The 18,081-nt window shown below is 42.4% G+C and carries 14 protein-coding genes; 8 read left to right on the top strand and 6 right to left on the bottom strand.

Translation table 11 applies throughout. The features are described from left to right. The first annotated feature begins 232 nt into the window (after positions 1 to 232). The 4 genes from FRX45_RS08965 to FRX45_RS08950 all read left to right on the top strand — a co-directional run bounded on the left by FRX45_RS08965 (position 233) and on the right by FRX45_RS08950 (position 7,600). Positions 233 to 3,397: a SusC/RagA family TonB-linked outer membrane protein gene (locus FRX45_RS08965; protein WP_152268081.1), complete on the top strand. Its 3,165-nt coding sequence runs from the start codon at positions 233 to 235 to the stop codon at positions 3,395 to 3,397. A gap of 19 nt (positions 3,398 to 3,416) precedes the next feature. Next, entirely contained in the window at positions 3,417 to 5,414 is a 1,998-nt protein-coding gene (locus FRX45_RS08960) for a SusD/RagB family nutrient-binding outer membrane lipoprotein (protein WP_152268080.1), read from the top strand. Positions 5,415 to 5,682: 268 nt separating this feature from the next. Next, positions 5,683 to 6,234: a hypothetical protein gene (locus tag FRX45_RS08955; RefSeq protein ID WP_152268079.1), complete on the top strand. Its 552-nt coding sequence runs from the start codon at positions 5,683 to 5,685 to the stop codon at positions 6,232 to 6,234. Between the two features lie 241 nt (positions 6,235 to 6,475). Further along, a complete protein-coding gene (locus FRX45_RS08950) occupies positions 6,476 to 7,600 on the top strand; it encodes a dipeptidase (protein ID WP_262884202.1) in 1,125 nt (374 codons plus the stop codon). Positions 7,601 to 7,656: 56 nt separating this feature from the next. Here the strand turns inward: FRX45_RS08950 and FRX45_RS08945 are convergent, their stop codons facing one another. Further along, the gene (locus FRX45_RS08945) at positions 7,657 to 8,193 is read right to left on the bottom strand and encodes a hypothetical protein (RefSeq protein WP_152268078.1); all 537 of its coding nucleotides are present in this window, start codon (positions 8,191 to 8,193) and stop codon (positions 7,657 to 7,659) included. Between the two features lie 304 nt (positions 8,194 to 8,497). On the opposite strand from FRX45_RS08945, the gene FRX45_RS08940 reads away from it, so the two are divergent. Together FRX45_RS08940 and FRX45_RS08935 are read left to right on the top strand one after the other, a co-directional pair. Next, entirely contained in the window at positions 8,498 to 9,106 is a 609-nt protein-coding gene (locus tag FRX45_RS08940; RefSeq protein WP_152268077.1) for an RNA polymerase sigma factor, read from the top strand. Beyond that, positions 9,099 to 9,836 carry a tetratricopeptide repeat protein gene (locus FRX45_RS08935; protein WP_152268076.1) on the top strand — a complete coding sequence of 246 codons (738 nt, stop codon included), beginning with the start codon at positions 9,099 to 9,101 and terminating at the stop codon, positions 9,834 to 9,836. Before FRX45_RS08940 ends, FRX45_RS08935 begins: the two co-directional genes overlap by 8 nt. A gap of 36 nt (positions 9,837 to 9,872) precedes the next feature. On the opposite strand, the gene FRX45_RS08930 is transcribed toward FRX45_RS08935, so the two are convergent. From FRX45_RS08930 to FRX45_RS08915, 5 genes are all read right to left on the bottom strand, one after another. Beyond that, on the bottom strand, positions 9,873 to 10,493 hold the full coding sequence (locus FRX45_RS08930) for an L-threonylcarbamoyladenylate synthase (RefSeq protein ID WP_152268075.1): 621 nt from the start codon (positions 10,491 to 10,493) through the stop codon (positions 9,873 to 9,875). Between the two features lie 80 nt (positions 10,494 to 10,573). Then, a complete protein-coding gene (locus tag FRX45_RS08925) occupies positions 10,574 to 11,602 on the bottom strand; it encodes a radical SAM/SPASM domain-containing protein (RefSeq protein WP_152268074.1) in 1,029 nt (342 codons plus the stop codon). A gap of 80 nt (positions 11,603 to 11,682) precedes the next feature. Further along, positions 11,683 to 12,351, bottom strand: coding sequence for a polysaccharide deacetylase family protein (locus tag FRX45_RS23490; RefSeq protein WP_226805135.1), 669 nt, complete (start codon positions 12,349 to 12,351; stop codon positions 11,683 to 11,685). Positions 12,352 to 12,398: 47 nt separating this feature from the next. Continuing rightward, positions 12,399 to 14,396 (bottom strand): glycoside hydrolase family 9 protein, encoded by a 1,998-nt coding sequence (locus FRX45_RS08920; RefSeq protein ID WP_226805133.1) that lies wholly within the window; start codon positions 14,394 to 14,396, stop codon positions 12,399 to 12,401. A 73-nt stretch (positions 14,397 to 14,469) separates the two neighbouring features. Beyond that, complete coding sequence (locus FRX45_RS08915) at positions 14,470 to 15,720, bottom strand: serine hydrolase (protein ID WP_152268073.1); 1,251 nt, start codon at positions 15,718 to 15,720, stop codon at positions 14,470 to 14,472. A gap of 48 nt (positions 15,721 to 15,768) precedes the next feature. Here FRX45_RS08915 and FRX45_RS08910 point away from each other — a divergent pair, with 48 nt between their 5' ends. Further along, positions 15,769 to 16,776 (top strand): fumarylacetoacetate hydrolase family protein, encoded by a 1,008-nt coding sequence (locus tag FRX45_RS08910; protein WP_152268072.1) that lies wholly within the window; start codon positions 15,769 to 15,771, stop codon positions 16,774 to 16,776. A gap of 58 nt (positions 16,777 to 16,834) precedes the next feature. Then, the gene (locus tag FRX45_RS08905; protein ID WP_152268071.1) at positions 16,835 to 17,629 is read left to right on the top strand and encodes a hypothetical protein; all 795 of its coding nucleotides are present in this window, start codon (positions 16,835 to 16,837) and stop codon (positions 17,627 to 17,629) included. The last annotated feature ends 452 nt before the right edge of the window (positions 17,630 to 18,081 follow it).

Raw genomic sequence — 18,081 nt, 5'->3', positions numbered from 1 at the left:
AATACAGGAACATTCGCCTGGTTTGGGGAACAGGTCACTTCACAACAATATCCACTTTCGCATATTCAACTGCATCAGGAAAAAAATAGTATTACAGGCTGTCCATCTCCAGGCTTATAATGGGCCGGTATTTTATTATGTTTTTTGAAGCCAGGCAAACCCTGTGCACCATAGTCATAAATAACTCCTGGGATAAAATTTATTTACCATTCTACACATCAAAAACACAATTATGAGAAAAATGCTCCATTGTGCAGTGGCCTTTACACTACTGCTATTTTTGTTGCCTCAAATGCTGCAGGCACAGGAAAGAACTGTTAGGGGCACCGTATTGTCTGCGGAAGATAATACAGCATTAACAGGCGTTACCATCAGGATAAAAGGCAGCCAGCGCATTACCCAAACAGATGCCGATGGGAATTTCAGTATTCAGATTGCTTCAGGTCAAACGCTGCAGGTTTCGTATGTAGGTTATGAAGACCAGGAAGTAACACCGGGAGATGACGCTGTAGTTAATATCCGGTTACAAGTGGCGGCCGGAAGCCTGGGAGAAGTGGTTGTAACAGCAATGGGCATTAAAAAAGAAAGGAAGGCGCTTGGCTATTCGGTTTCCGAACTGAATGCGGAGGAACTAATGAAAAACAAGAACACCAATGTTGTTAATTCTTTAGCGGGTAAGGTTCCCGGTGTAAATATTACTCAATTCAGCGGTTCTGCCGGCGCCGGTGCATCTATCACTATTCGTGGTGGTAACTCTACATCGGAGGGCAGGCAAAACCAGCCGTTATTTGTTATTGATGGTGTTATATATGATAACTCCACTACAGTTACCGGTAATACGGGTACCGATGGGATGAGTCGCAGTAATACAACTTTTTCAAACCGTATCATGGATGTAAACCCGGAAGATATTGAAAGCTTGTCGGTATTGAAAGGAGCTGCAGCGGCGGCATTGTATGGTTCCCGGGCAGCCGATGGTGTTGTTATTATTGCTACAAAGAAGGGAGCGGAAGGAACAGTAAAAGTTGATGTTACCAGCAGGGTGAGCACCTCCTGGGCAAACAAACTACCCGAGGTTCAAACGGAGTTTGGACCCGGTTCTTATTCTGTTAATGGCGTTCTCACCAAAGAAGGTGTTTATAATTCATGGGGAGAAAAGATTACATCGCAGGAAACGGTATATGATAATATCGGTAATTTTTTTCAAAATGGTATGCTGTATGATAATAACGTAAACGTATCCGGCGGCACTAAAAACAGCTCTTTTTATTTATCCGGCTCTAATTTTGATCAAACAGGTATCGTTCCCAACACAAGTTATGATAAAACCACTTTCCGATTCAATGGCGAACAGAAATACGGTCGTTTGACCTTGAATGCAAATGTTGCCTATTCTGTTGCCAAAACCAACAGAACGCTGACTACCGCAGGGTTATATGGAAGCGGAGTTGGAAGTATGCAGGCATTATACCGTTGGCCTCAAACATTAGACATAAGCCATTACATCAACGAAGATGGAACGCAATATCGTCCTTACGCCGGAATTATTACTGAACTGCAAGACGATATAGACAACCCTTACTGGATCATTAATAAGGATAAATTAACATCACAAACCAAACGTATCACCGGAGGCGTGAGCGGTAATTACAAAATTGCGAGCTGGTGGGATGTTATAGCGCGTTTGGGCTACGACCAGTATACAACAGATGATTATACTTATATAGCCCCGGGTTCTGCCGTGGCCCCGCTGTATCAGAACGGGCGATTGAGCAAGCCCAAGTATGATTACACATTCATTACAACAACGGTAATGAGTAATTTTCATAAAACATTTGGCGATTTTGATACACATCTCATGCTGGGAACTACTTCAGAAGATACGAGAACGAGCAGGCAAAATCATTGGGGATACAACTTTGTTACAGCCGGTACGATCAGCTTTAATAATATCGGTACGGAAAATAAGTTTTTCGCTGATGCGACAGTGCGTAAACGGCTGGTGGGGGGTTATGGGGAAGTTGGCGTATCTTACAAAAGCATTGCATTCCTTACTGCAACAGGACGTAATGACTGGTCGTCCACATTACCTTTTGAGAACAGATCTTATTTTTATCCTTCCCTGAGCGGCTCTCTTGTTTTTACAGAGCTGTTGCCAAAAGGCAACATTCTTTCTTTCGGTAAGTTCAGGGCAAGCTGGGCACAGGTCGGCAAAGACGCGAATCCGTATGCAACCAATACTTATGTATGGGCCCCCTACACTATTGGCTCTTATGTGCTGGTGGGCAACCAGTGGGCGGCAGGTAATCCTGTTTTAAAACCCGAAATTCAAAATTCCTGGGAAGTTGGGGGAGAGTTTAAATTCCTTAATGGGCGTATAGGTTTGGACTATACCTATTATCATAGCCAGACAAAGAACCAAATTGCACAACCACGTTTAGCCCAATCCGGAGGCTTTATTTTCAGCTCGCTCAATACCGGCTCTGTTATTAACGAGGGTATGGAAATGATGCTTACAGGTAAGGCAATATCTCAAAAGAATTTCGGATGGGACATAACGTTTAATTTTTCCTATAATAAAGGCAGGTTGGGAGACTTTCTTCCGGGGGTAGCCTATTTTTACCCAACAGATGCCCAGTTCGGAACAGTAAAAGCGGCATCTGTTCCAAACGGCGGATATTTTCTTGGAATGACCGGCCAGCCTTATTTGCGTGAAGTAGACTCAAAAGGGGATGAAATTCCAAACGGGCGCTACCAGGTTGATCCTGCAACCGGATTATATAAATTAAACACTACTAACCCGGTTGTTGGTAACCGTGAACCAAGTTTCATTGGCGGGATCAACAATACATTCCGGTACAAACAGCTCTCCTTATCATTTCTTCTCGACATACGCAAAGGCGGGGATGTGTATAACGGTACAGAATATGCGATGATTGTAAACGGGTTAAGTAAAAGGACTTTACTGAATGACAGGCAATCGGTAACCATAACCGGGGTGAACAGCGTGACAGGAGAAGATTTTACGCAAACCTACGATGCCAACCAGTCCTACACCATTGGTGGTACAACGTATGCAGGTACAAACATGATTCAGCAATACTGGTCGAACTATGCGGCTAATTCCATGAATTTTATTACTTCAGTAAACTGGGTGAAGCTGCGCTCTTTATCATTAACCTATGACTTCTCCGGTATATCGAAGCGCCAGAAAGTTATTAAAGGACTCTCAGCAACAGCGGTAGGCACCAATTTATTTACCTGGACAAATTACAAGGGAATGGATCCTGAGGTAAGCGCAGCAGGCGGAACGGGAGGTTCGGGTTCTACGGGTATTGATTATTTGGGAGTGCCTGCGGTAGCAAGCTTCACTTTCGGAGTAAATATTACATTTTAATTAATGAAAAAAGAAAAGCATGAAAAATTTAATCTATATAATATTGGGTTGTGTACTTGTAGCAGGCTCCACTTCGTGTAAAAAGTGGCTGGACGTTAATACGGACCCGGATAACCCTAACAATCAAAGCGTATTGATCCAAAACAGGTTGCCCTGGATTGAACACTTTTATATGTACTCCTCCGGGGTTGCCAATTACCGTACTGCATTACAGGCGGGCGTTTATTATAGCACAAATGTTAATGGCAATACGTTTAGCACAACATGGGCAGCCGCTAACGGGAACTCCACAACCCCCTATCAAACCTGGTTTGTGGCAGTATCTTCCAACGTGATTGATATGTATAATACTGCTGAAAAGCAAGGAGCCTATCATTATATGGCTGCGGCAAATGTCTTCCATGCGTTGGGTTTTATGCAAATGCTGGATCTTTATGGCGAAATGCCTTATACAGAAGCCGCCACAGGAAATCCAAGTCCTAAACCTGATGACGGTAAGACCATTTTCAACGGGTGTATGGATAAATTGAATGAAGCCATCAGCCTCTTCGATAAAACACAGGAGGCCGGAGCACCTGCATTTTCTCTCGGCGATTATATGAATAACGGCGATGTGAGTAAATGGATAAAATTATGCTGGGGATTGAAAGCCCGGTACATGCTGAAGCTGTCAAAAAAATCGGATTTATATAATGCAGATTCTGTTCTTTACTGTTTGTCGAAAGGTCCACAGTCTAATGCCGACAATACGGTGGTACCATCCTTTAACAACAGTACTGTAACTGACTTTTTATTAGGCGATCCTGTTGTAACAAATGGAAACTTTAATTATGCGGCTTATGGCAGTACTCAGCGTATTTCCCAATATTACTACAACCTGTTGACGAATCTGCGTGGCTCCGGGGTAACGGATCCCAGGATGACTAAAATTGTACCGGCTTCCATGTCCAATGTTAAATTAGATCCCAGTGGTAAAGTGTCATCTTATACATGGAATCGTTCAATAGGGGTTGATTCTTATGGGCCGGCAACCCGGTTGATAAAAGGTGGGGGAGCAAGGTCTATTGCAACGGCAACTTATGCCGCTACAAATACTAATATAAGCTATACGATCGCCGATGGAACGGATCTTGCGAATTTTATTGCTGCCCAGGTTGCGGCAGGGCGGACCCACACGGTTAGCGGGAATGTTGTAACGGTAACCTACCCGGCTGGTTCTATATATGTAAACAGTACCAATTACGTACTTGCCGGCGATACGGTTTATGTAAATATGCGTAGCAGCGCTCTTGCTACATCAGGCATAGACGATCAGCCTGCTACCGATGTTAGCTGGTACCCTTCAGCAGCAGCGTACGCTGCCGGCGTTGTAGGTTCTACAGGATCCTTCCAGGTTCGGCCTGTTTCCGACCAGGAGATATTGACTTATCATGAGATGTGCTTTATCAAGGCTGAAGTTTATATGCGGAAAGGTGATGCCGCAAATGCTTATACGGCTTATACAGACGGTATCAGGGCACATTTGGATATGATGCAGGCTAAGTTAACTGAATGGCAGGGCGGGGGCTATACCAACACCAATCCGGATATGGCACCTATGGATGAGGCTGCCATTAATGCTTATTTTGCAAGTGACGCGGTTTGCCAGGCTTCCGGTTCTTTAACGATGTCGGATATTATGCTGCAAAAATATATTGCCATGGGCTGTAGCATTGAGAACTGGAATGACATGCGCCGCTTTAACTTTAGCGCTGGCAATGTAGATGGTTTTGGCGTTGTTTACCCGGGTTATCAACGTGGGGCCTTATTTACAGGTGCAGCTCAGTTAACAGGTGGTTCCCCAACAGACCCTGGTTATTGGATGCGCCGTTGGGCATTACCGCCGGTTTATGAAATACAATACAACTCTATAAATACGCTTGCCTTAAATCGCCATGCCGCTGAACCGAACATCTGGAGTATGCCTGTTTGGTGGGATTGTGCAACAGACGATGAGTATTACGGATACCTCAAATAATTGAAAGCCAATTCAAACGCTTCAAGTCCTACCTGTTTAAATGAGCCTGTTTGGTGGGGCAAATCTTAATGCATGTTGGTTTTGAGTTGTTAAAGGGCTGCCTTAAGAGGCGGCCTTTTTTGTACCATATAGTATGGTAGCGGGAGTAAAAGCCTCCTTTACCTGTATCATTTCATATGCAGTATACCGGTATAGAAGTATATGAGCCTTATTTGAAACTTGTTCTGCAAAAAATTTTACCTTGAGCTTTACTTACATATAAAGCATTATGGAACAGGAACAACTTACACTGGGTATTGGTACCCGACTGCAACATACACAATATGGCCCCGGCGTTATTGTGGGCGTTAAATACGCTGTATATATGATCTCTTTTATCAATCATGGCATAAAAGAAATTGACAAAACCGATCCGCAGCTCGATGAGATCATCCCGGAAAATGTAACGCCGGAAGTGGAAACAGTTTCCGATACGGAAAAATCGTTGCTTAAAATTTTACGTTTGTGGGGCGATGTAACAGAGAAAGTGCCTTTGGGCGACAGGTGGACGGGTGGTACCATGCTGCTGCAACCCGCAGACACATCATTGAAGCCCAAAGAGATACCCGTGGAAATCTTCTTTCACAAGATTGTAATGCTGCGCGACAGACTTCGCGTACTGGAACAACAGATCAATGCACATAAAAAGCTCAACGACGAAGACAAAGTAAATCTTCAGCAATATATAACCCGTATTTACGGGTCGCTAACTACATTTAATGTACTCTTTAAAAACAAAGAGCAATGGTTTACCGGAGAGAAGGGTGCAAAAGAGGATTGAAAGCTATATATAGACTATGTGTTAAAAAAATACATTAAACACATAGGCACAATAGAAAAAAAAAAATATGTACATATAGACGATGATCCATATGATCCCCAACGCATGTTTAACTAATGCATTGATATAAAAAATAATTTCGCAGCATGAAGCAACACGCTCTTCTGTTATTTGGTTTTTTGTTGTATTGTATAGTTGTTCATGCACAAAATTATACAGCCATACATGAGAAGCAATTGTGGTGGATACCCACAATGATGTACTTTCTTCGGCTACTATGCATGGGTTGAACATTGAAAATGATCTTACCGGCAAGACGCATTCTGATATTGCCCGTTTTAAAACAGGGGGTATAGACGTGCAGGTATTTTCCATTTTTTGCGATGAAGCATTTGGAAAGTATACGGCATTTCAATTTGCCAATATTGAAATGGATTCACTATATGCTCTCGTTAAGCGCAATCCCCGCAAAATGATGCTGGTTACTTCCCCCGCACTGTTGCAAAAAGCAGTGCGGCAAAAAAAACTGGCTTGTATGATAGGGGTAGAAGGCGGTCATATGATAGAAGACAGGCTGGATTATCTGGATAGCCTGTACCGGCGCGGAGCCCGATATCTCACGCTTACATGGAATAACTCCACTGCATGGGCAAGCTCGGCAAAAGATGAAACTTCCTCGGATCCCGATACCGGAATGCCTTCCGGAGAACTGAAACACAAAGGCCTTACCGATTTTGGAAGGCAGGTGGTAAAGCAGATGAATGAAATGGGTATGATGATTGACCTCTCGCATGTGGGTGAGCATACATTTTATGATGTAATGAAGACTACAACCAAACCGGTGTTGCTTTCGCACAGTAGTGTTTATGCCATTTGCCCGGTGTTCCGCAATCTTAAAGACGAACAAATAAAAGCAGTAGCTAAAAACGGAGGTGTGATACAGGTAAACTTTTACTCGGGCTTTTTAGACAGCAATTACCAGAGGCGGCGCCGGGAAATTTTTCAGCGCCACAGAATTGAACGCGATTCCCTGAAGCAGCTAAGCTGGCAGTCGTATACCATTTCAGAATGGCTGGCTAAAAAATATGCCGGGGAGATGGAAGCGCTGCGTCCCCCATTATCCCTGCTGATAGATCATATTGATTATATTGTAAAACTGGTGGGTGCGGATTATGTGGGTTTGGGTGCAGATATGGATGGCATTGAATCTTTGCCGCAGGAATTAAAGGGGGTGGAAGATTTTCCAAAAATAACCAAAGCACTGTTGGGCAGGGGATATAGCGAAAAGGACATTCTTAAAATATTAGGGGGGAATTTTATCAGGGTGTTTAAAGCAAACACTAAAAATGTGTTGCAGGCAAAATAAAACCGGTGCAGGTATGCTGATAACGATTACGCATACCTGTACCGGCTGGCATATGATCATGGTTTTTGTTTTTTAAATTCTTTCCAAACATCCATCTCTCCATTACACACTCTTATGAATTTGTAATCGTTCTTACCTTCTATGTGCACAATATAAGTGGGGACGCCGCCTGACTGAAGGGTCTCAATTTCATCAACGTAATTAATGCTACAGTCGCAATAGGCACGTTTAATCATGTCACGTACCTCAAAGGATAACTTATCTTCTGTATAGTTTTTTAAATGGGCAGTCCATTTCCCTTTTTTATTGTAATACACTTTGTTGCTTACACCATTTAAAGTAAAGGAGGCCCTGAATCCGTCATTAATTGTTATCCATACTACGCCGGCGGCATTTTTATATGACTGGTAGAAGTGTTTTATGGCCCTGGCGTTAATGGCGTTGGGAGCTGACGCAGTAACATTTTCGGAAACCGCGGCTTTGTTAAAATGGATATTCTCTTTTAATGTGCTGCTATTTTGAGCATAAGCTCCGTTCATGGCTGCCAGGGCGGGAATACATCCGGCCGCAAAGGCAAAAAAAATCTTTTTCATTTTTCATTTTATTTTTTGTGAATGATGCAGTCCCTGATCTTAGTTATTAAGCATCAAATGAACCGGTAAGGTTTGTCGGGGAAAAGGATTATTAAAATTGTTTTGCAAGCTTGCCGGCGAATAAAGGCTGTTTTATTTCAAAAAGGGTAAGGATGACGCCTTGGTTTCTGCAATTGAGCCTTTTATAACCGGGCCTCAGTTTTTAAGCCTTTATAGCTTTGTCGTGATACGAAAAAGGACAGGAAACAAAAAATGGTTTTTTTTCATATTATTTTTATTATCTTTCTGAAACACACTACATATCATGTCTTTTGACACCTCACGTATTGTTTCTTCCGATGAAGAATTAATCCAGAATCTTCAGGAAAACAATTTGCTTAAAAGAAAAGCTGAGGATGCGTTATTTAACCGGTATACCTATTTTATAAAGGAAGGAATAAAAAAATATGCATTGCAGGAAGATGAATCCTTTGATGCGTATTCGGATACCATCCTGCACGCTATTGATAATATCAGGAAAGGACATTTTGAAAACCGGTCTGCACTTAAAACCTACCTGTATAGAATATTTATTAATAAATGTGTTGACCTTTTGCGAAAGAAAACGACCAATAAGAATAGTGTTCATCAAACTTCATCCATTCCGGATATGCTAATGTTAATAGCTGATCCGGCAAAAACAGCTGTTCAGCAATTAATTGAACGAATGGATATGGATGCATTAAAAAACAGGCTGCAGGAGTTGGGAGAAAGCTGCCGGAAGTTATTGATGTTGTTTGCCGATGGATACAGCGATAAGGAGATATCGGTATTAATGGAATATAGATCAGCCGATGTAGTAAAAACAAGCCGTTTGCGTTGCATAGATAAATTGCGGTTGTTGTATAACGTTAAAAGAAACTCAGATGGATAATATGGAATATATTGATAACTATTTTAACCACCCAAACACCGCGGAACAAAAGCAAGAGTTTGAGCAGCGGATCATCCATGATGTTTCATTTGCAGAAGAGGTGGCCTTTTATATTTCAACCCATAATGTAATTAAGGAGCAACTGCAAATTCAGCAAAAGGAAAGATTCAGGGAACTATATGAACAACAAAAAGAAGCGCTGCCCCGGAAACAGCCGGTGACGCAAATATGGAGATATGCGATTGCTGCATGTGCAATTGTTGCAGTAATGGTGTTGTCGTGGATGCTGGTCAGTACAAGCAGTTCTCCGGAACAACTGGCGGATGCGTATATACGGCAAAACTGGAAAACTTTAGATATAACCATGAGCAGCGAACCAGATAGCCTGCAGTTCGGGCTGACTTTATTTAACGCCGGTAAGCCGGCAGCAGCATTGTTACAGTTCGAAACCATTGCAGAAAAGGATTCTGCAAATTTCAGCGCAAAAAAATATGCCGGTATTGCTGCACTCCGGCAGTTTCAATACGATAAAGCGCTCTTTTACTTTTCCGAACTCGCAAAGGATACAACGTTACACAGTAACCCCGGCAAATTTTACCAGGCGGTTACTTTATTCAAACGAAGCGGGACTGGTGATATAGACGCGGCCAAAAAGCTATTGCAGGAAATCGCAGCAAATGACCTGGAAGGAAGCAAAGAGGCGAAACAGTGGTTGAGGAGGTTGGACTGAAAACAGTCGTTCCGGAATCAAATGCTCATCCGCACTTCAGAATTGTTCTTCTTCCGCCCACTCTCCCAGTCCCCTCCTGATCAGCACGGGTTCTTTTCCTGTGCAGTCAATTACGGTAGAAGGGGTTACTCCGCCGATGCCGGCGTTTATAACGATATCCACCAGTTTATTAAAATTCTCTTCAATAATTTCGGGATCGGTATATTCTTCTACCATTTCGCCGGGCAGGGTTGTACTCAATATGGGATGCCCCAGCTCCTTTACGATCATTCTTGCAATTTTATTTTCCGGTACTCTTATACCCACCGTATTTTTTTTGCTTTTCAGTATTTTGGGCACTTCTTTACTCGATGGTAATATAAAAGTATAAGGACCGGGAAGATGGGTTTTTAAAATGCGGTATAAAGGAGTGTCAATGCTTTTGGTATAAATGCTCAGGTCGCTGAGGTCGTAGCACACGAATGAAAAATTGGCTTTTTGAGGGTCAATGTGTTTAATGCGTGCAATACGCTCAATGGCTTTATGCTGAAAAATGTCGCAGCCCAAACCATAAATGGTATCAGTGGGATAGATAATAATGCCGCCATTTTGCAAACATTCCACAATGGTTTTTATTTGACGGGGTTGGGGATCAACAGGGTGTACGTGCAAAAGCATATATGACGAACAAATTAATTTTAGTAATCACTGCCGGGACAGAAGGCCGAAAATAAAAGGAAAAATACTTTCTTTGACTATCAGCTCCATACTTTTGTTCCTTCGCTGCAATTGGCACAAATGTCAATATTCTTGCGGCTGGTCATCAGTTCACTGCGAAATTGTTTGTAATTATCATTATGCCATATTTCTTTAAACGACTGCATTTTTAAATTGCCCAGGCGGTGCATGGCATCTTTATCAAAACAGCAGGGAACTACCAGCCCATCCCAGGTAATTACATTGGCATGCCACAGTTTCCAGCAATGATTATTCAGTTTATTTTTTACTTTATATTGTCCTTCTTTGTCTTTTTTGTAACGACTGAATTTACCGGTAGAAGGAATTAAGTTGTTGGGGTCATTTTTATAATCGTATACCTGGGCTGTTTTAAACCATATATCATCAGCACCTACTTCTTTTGCCAATTGTTTCACTTCTTCTACCTGGTGCTCATTGGGCTTTACAACGAGGAACTGGAAAACAATAAACGGCGTTTTGCTTTTCAGTTCTTTTTTCCATTTCACTATATTTTTAGCACCTTCCAATACTTTATCCAATTTACCACCACGCCGGTATTGCTGGTATACCTCCTGAGTAGTTCCATCAATGGAAATGATCAGCCTGTCCAAACCACTTTCCACAGTTTTTCGGGCATTGGCATCATTCAAGTAATGCGCATTGGTTGATGTTGCGGTATAAATTTTTTTGTTCGAAGCATAACGCACCATTTCCAGGAAGCCGGGGTTGAGATAAGGTTCGCCCTGGAAATAAAAGATAAGATATAAGAGCTCTTTGTGTATTTCATCAATGGTTTGACTAAAGAAATCTTTTTTAAGCATGCCCGTAGGCCGGGTAAAACTTCTTAGGCCGCTTGGGCATTCGGGGCAGCGCAGGTTGCAGGAAGTAGTGGGCTCAAAAGAAATGGAAATAGGATAGCCCCATTGCACTGGCTTTTTTGTCCAGCGGCTTATATAATAACTGCTCAATACTTTGCCTGCATTCCAGGCACGGCGAAGGCTGAGCTTGGACAATAAATTGATGCTATCGTGAATATGAATGCCAGGCATGAGCGTAAAGGTAAAGAATATGAACTATCCATTTTATATAGTGGTCCCTACCCTCCAAAAAGGGTGAGGCCGCTATATAGCTATTTCAGCAATTCATCTACCCTCACTATATGATATTGTTTTTGCTTTAAATAATCCACCAACCCGCCTAAACGATGATACATTTTATCTGGGCGTTTGGCATCGGTACCAATATGCAGTAATAAAATAAAACCATTCAACCCATGAGTTTGTTCATACCCGATTATGGATTGATATATGGTATCCGACGACCGGTAGTTTTTCATATCGGGTGTGGTATAATCCGCATTGCTTAATGTACCGCTTGTAAAATTGATCAGTTGTATCCCGGATTGACGCGCCCATACACTAATACTGTCGTTGTACCACTCATAGGGAGGCAGAAAAAATGGAGCATCTTTTTTTGTGATGCCAAAGCCGTTCATGGTAGTATAGCTATGCTGCAAGTCGGAGCTAAATTCTTCTTTTGTTACTAATAGGCTATCTCTTTTGTACCAGTCGCAATACAGCAAATGCTTATCGGAATGACTGCCCAGGTAATGCCCATCTTTCTTGAAACGTTTAATGAGCTTGCCAAATGCTGGATTCCGGTAAAAATTCCCTGTAAGAAAGAAGGACGCTTTTACCTTTTTTTCTTTCAATGTTTTTGCTATATGATTACCGCCATCTCCAAATTCATCTCCTGTAAATACAATGGCAATGGTTTTAGCGCCTGTATCGCCCCGCACAATACCACCATGGTTGTAACTGAATTTTTTGAGCTGGTTATTGCCGGTTAGCGTTTTTTTTTAGCTGAAGCTTTTACCGGTGAGGAGTCGCCACTTTCCTTAGCTGCCAGCAGGTATATCAGTGAGGCGGTTCCGTCCATAGTGGGTTCATTGGTGCTATAGTCACCCGAATCGTCGTGATATACAGCCAACTGGCTTTGAAACTGCGCATATTCGTCGGGTTTAGTAAGCTTCAGCCCGATAAGATTTCCAAAAATACTCCCATAAACGGGGCCGTCCACAATGCCGCCGTTAACCGGAAAATTACCCACTTTTAAGAATGAAGCATGCGGATCAGTGGGGGTATCACCCCAGGCAGGCAAGCCGTATACCATACTGGTTCCCCAGGGGTTGCAGCCAAACAGCCAGTCAAAATTAGCCTGCTCCAATTCTTCAAAGCTTGTATCGCCGGTGGCTTGCCGGTACCAGTAGCATTGTATGGCAAATGAAGTGGTAAGGTTATTGCTGCACCATATAAAAGGCACACCACGTAAAAAAGCATTCTGTTTTGCTTTGTTCCATACCAGTTCAATCCCCTTTTTGTAATAGCCTGCTACAGTATCCCTTCTTTTATCGCTTAATTTTTTGATCAGTTCATAGTGCCCCACATTAATGAAGGGATACCACTGGTAATGACTGGCAGTATCGGCGCCCAGCCAGGGAGTCAGGGGTTCTTTTTGGGACAGGTTATACGCATAATCAATACCGTTAGTGCCACCTAACTGTGTTTCAGTAGCATCGTCAAGCATAGCACCGGCTAATTCCATATCGTCCATCCAGTTGTCTTCGGCATAAATATAGGGTGATACTACCGAGGCGGTTTGCGTGTTTCCCGGTTTCTTTAATCCAAATGCAAAGGCGGTGTATGACTTTTCTTTTAATGTTTGTGAATAATTATTATCCAGTGAATTAAAAATGAAAGATCCCAATGAAAAGGCACTGCTGAATTTGCCTGCTGCAGAAGAAGTACCTTTTGTATTGTTCATAAATTTTCCCCGTATTTGAGGCTCTCCGCTTACGAAATATACGGGTCGCTGGTATCCCCGGCCGTATTGATTGTCCATTCCGGGCATGCGCATCCCAATATGATCGCGGTCATCGGCTACCTGGTTAAACATCCAGTCTGCACGCGGATGCATTTTTAACAGCCAGTCTAATCCCCAGCGGGCTTCGTCTAACACATCGGGTATGTCGTTTCTTCCTTCCAGTCCATTAGCCTGGTGGCCATCGCCAAAAACACCTGGAAAATCGCGGTACGCGGCCAACAGGTGAAAAGTAGCATTGGCCGATGTGGTTACGTATTGCAGGTAGTCGGTAGCATCGTGCCAGCCCCCGCTAACATCAATGAATGTGCTGTCGGGCATGGGGCCATATAATGTGTAGCCATCCTGTGTATGGCAACTGTCTTTAGTAACAGGATTGAACTTATTGCGTTGCTGCCGCATATAGTACAGACAAAAATCAGCAGCTCCCTTGTATACATCTTTTCCAATTTCAAATTCAGGAGATATGGTATTTCCTGCCTGCAAGTAATAACGCCCCGTTTTTTTAAATGAGGAGAAATTTAAACGCAACGTTTCATTGAATGGTCCGTATGCGCCGGAAAACTTTCCGGACTTTGCGCTTAATACTACTTTTTTTGAGACGGCATCTATCAATTGCCAATTCTTAAACGATGGATTTTCTTTACCGGCCCATACCGCTACTTTAATGCCATCCGGCGTATAGCCCAACTGGTTAATGCGTATCCATGAGGATTGCGAAAAGGCTGTTTGAGTGCCTGCTATTGTGCAGATAAGGATAATGATCCACCAAATGCCATTCAATTTTTTTGTGTTTGATGTTCGTGTAGACCTGCATAAGTGACTGGTTTTTGTACATTCATCGCAAGGGTATGACAAATTTGATTTCTTTAATCGCCAGGAGGCGATATAATAATTACGCGAGGCGATAGACGCCTCGCATAGCAATCGTACAAATGCAATGATCCGGGTAATAACATTCATTTTTTTTTATGTTTATGTGGGGCTATGTAAACGGGACGGCGCCTGCTTTCCTTCTGGTTGCATTCACGGCTCACTATTGACCACTCACAATAGTAAAATTTTTCAGATCGGGAACAAACTTCCGCTTTCTTTCCAGTTCATACTGGTAAATAATATTTCCCACTTCTTTAAAAAAAGGATAACCCAGTTCTTCATATTCATATTTGTCATCATTGAGTATCCCATCGCGGTTTACGTAAATAGTACCGCTTAACATAAATTCCACTTTATTTTTAAAATCAACGATGTAAGCAATATCCGTTAAAAAGCCATAACTCCATCCTGTTTTGTTGAATACTTTTATATGTGTTGGGATTTTGGTTTTGCCGGATCTGAACATAAAAAACTTGGTGTAACTGTTGAAAAATTTCGTGGTATCATATTTCGGATAATCACTTTCTGTTGGGAGTTTAGACATATAGCTGTATAAAAACCGGTAGTCGTTTCCGGTAAGATCAAACCTTTGGCGGGCGGGCACTGATGCAGGAAACATAACGGATTGCAGAATCTGCTGCAGCTCTTCAAGCGGCGCATTGTTGTGCGTGGTAAAATCCATAGGGGCATGAATTAAACTATCATCGTGGTTATAATGCGCCTGTCCTATCAGTATTTTTTTGCTGAAATCAAAGTTCAGATCGCTGTAAGCGGCAGGTTGTTTATAAAGCAATTTTCCGGCTCCGTCAACAAACCGTATAAGATTGGTATGGCGGTTCTCCTCCTCCGCAGCGCGAACAAAACGGCGGGTAATGCGGAAATCTTTATACCCCATTTGCCAAAGCCGCTCGTTGATGGTTTTTTGCCCGATAAATTCGTACAACCGGTTATAGGCATCGTTATCGCTTACTAAAAATACTTTTTTTATGTAATGAGCTATAGAAGGCAAACCGTTTTCGGAACTGCTGTCTTCCAGAACAGCTGTTTGTCCGTTATAAGCACTATCCGTTAGCATTGCGGTGAATTTATTTACACCCGGTTCATTCATTTTATTCAGCTTTTCCAATGCCAGGAAAGCCAGTGGCATTTTTACAGTAGAGGCAGGATTGAAATACTGGTTTTTATCAACATGCAGGTAATGATGTTTAAAGGAAGGCTTATTGTTTTTATCGCGGTTGATCTGTGTATAGATCAACTGGTACTGAAAGCTGTCGGGATTGTTTAATATATGGAGCAGCGGCTCAGAAGCAGTATTGCGTAACAATTGCGAAAGCCATGCATCTGTTTTTACCTGGGCGTTCATATTTTGTGTGGTGAAAAATAAAGTGAGAAGCAGGAGAAACATTTTCATACAAAAAGGTACAAAACATTCAGTTATATTGCAGTTTAAATTTTAGTTGTGCAATTGATTTCCTACCTCAGCGATTCGCATGATCAGTTAGCCCTTTTAATTGGTGATTTTTTATATAATATGGATGAGCTGCATCCCGATTTGCCCGGAAGCATGGGTATGTTCCTGAATTACTGGGAAGATGCTTTTCCGCTGGCAAAAAGGGCCGAAGAGGGCGTTAAGTCCGGCAGGTTTCTGCAAAACAGGGGTATTCCATACGATACCGTGCAATTGTTAGCACCTGTTCCCTTTCCCACTTCGTACAGGAATGCATACGCTTTTTGCCGGCACCTGGCCGCAGACAGGCACAACCGTGATGTGCCCATGCAGCAAGAGCTTGACCAATACCCTGTATTTTATTTCGGCAATCACCACAGCATACAGGGTCCGGGAGAAATACGCTGCCTGCCCGATCATTTGGAAAACTTAGATTTTGAGCTTGCCGCGGCCATTGTAATCTGTAAACATGGCCGAAACATCCGGGCGGTACACGCAGATGAATATGTTGGAGGCCTGATGATCATGAATGACATATGCGCAAGAAAATTGCAAATGGAAGAAATGTTGCTGAACCTTGACCCTGCAAAAGGAAAGGATTTTTCAACTGCAATAGGACCAGTATTGGTAACGCCTGATGACCTGGAGCAATTTGAAATACCTCCCCGGGCAAATCATACCGGGAAAAGTTGGAACCTGGCTATGAAATGCAATGTAAATGGTGTGCATGTGAGCGAAGCCAACCTGGGTAATATGAACTGGACTTTTGCGGAACTTATTGAACGGGCTTCTTATGGAGCCGATCTTTACCCCGGAGATATTATTGGGAGCGGAGCCCTGGGCGGCGGATATTTCCTGGAACTGAACGAAGCCGGTAAACAAAATAATCCTGATTATACGGAGCAATGGTTACAAGCCGGGGATATCATAGAAATGGAAACAGATCGTCTGGGCAGCCTTACCAATAAAATTGTTGCTGAAGAAGAAAACTGGAGCATTTTAAAGGAGAAAAAAATATAGCCGGGCGGTAACACAATTGCGGACTGTCTTTCTAACTTTACAGTATCAATTCATAAGCATGACAAAGAAAATATATGTTATTGTTTCCTTGCTTTTTTTTGTGTTCTTAACTTCCTGTTTAGACACGGAAGAAAGAATAGTGATCAATAAGAACAACAGCGGTATTTATACACTTACGCTTGATATGAGCAAAATGCTTACGCTGATGGACCAAATGGGACAGGCAAATAAGGATGATTCCAAAATACAGGAAAAGAAAGATTCAACTGTTTACTTTAAATCCTTTGTAGATACTTCCACTGCGCTTACTGCCAAAGAAAAAGAAATGTTTAAAGATGGAAGCCTGCGTATGCGGGTAGATGAAGCTGAAAAAGAATTAATTATCGTCCTCAATTTTCCCTTCAGGCACATAGGGGATTTACCGGAACTCAAATCATCTTACCTGTCTGTTATAGACAAATTGGGCATATCAAATAAATTGAAGAACCCCGGCGATAGCGGGTCTGCAGAAGACATGCCGGCAGATATAGCAAAAGATAAAAATATTTTGAACCCTGCCCGTGATGCTTTTGCTTTTGCCGCCGCACCGGGTAAGCTATCCAATACCCTGGTCAGTAAAGATATATTCAATAATAGGATACAGAACGATTCATCTATGCAAATGCTGCAGCAAATGTCGATGATGATGGGTGATATGAATTATAAAACGATTATTGTTTTGCCTAAGAAAGTAAAAAAATATAAAGGCAATCAAACCATTTTGTCGGACGATAAAAAAACGCTCACCTTTTTAACTACCCTGAGCGATATGCTCAACCGGCCCGAAGCAGCCGAATACAGTGTGGAATATTAATATGCCTGTCGGATGCCCTGGACAAAAGCCCGAAGATAACCTCACCCCCGGCTAAAGGGCAGGCAGGCTCTTTCCCTCTCCACCTGTAGAGAGGGATGGTGCTTTATAACAATTCCATGGTAATAATCCTTCCATTTCAACTATTGAATACAATTGAACATTGCTGAAGTTGACATAATTGGTGAAAAGTGAAAGAATTGCTTTGCGTTAAACAAATCCGGGGGAATACAAAGCACCAAAAAGCAAGAAACAAATAAAATATAGATGCTTCGTTTCTCAGTCCCGAAATGTTACGGTGTAAACTATGACAAACAGTAGTAATGCTGTTGAGGTTTATAACACAGCTAAACCAACAACGCACTGCTTGTCACCCTGACGCAGCTTGGCTAAAGGGCAGGCAGGGAAGGCTCTGGTTCCTCTGCAATCATTGCAGATGGTTCGTTCATCCATGA

The sequence above is a fragment of the Agriterribacter humi genome (genome assembly GCF_009192765.1).
Lineage (GTDB): Bacteria > Bacteroidota > Bacteroidia > Chitinophagales > Chitinophagaceae > Agriterribacter > Agriterribacter humi.
This window is presented reverse-complemented; position numbering and strand designations above follow the sequence as displayed.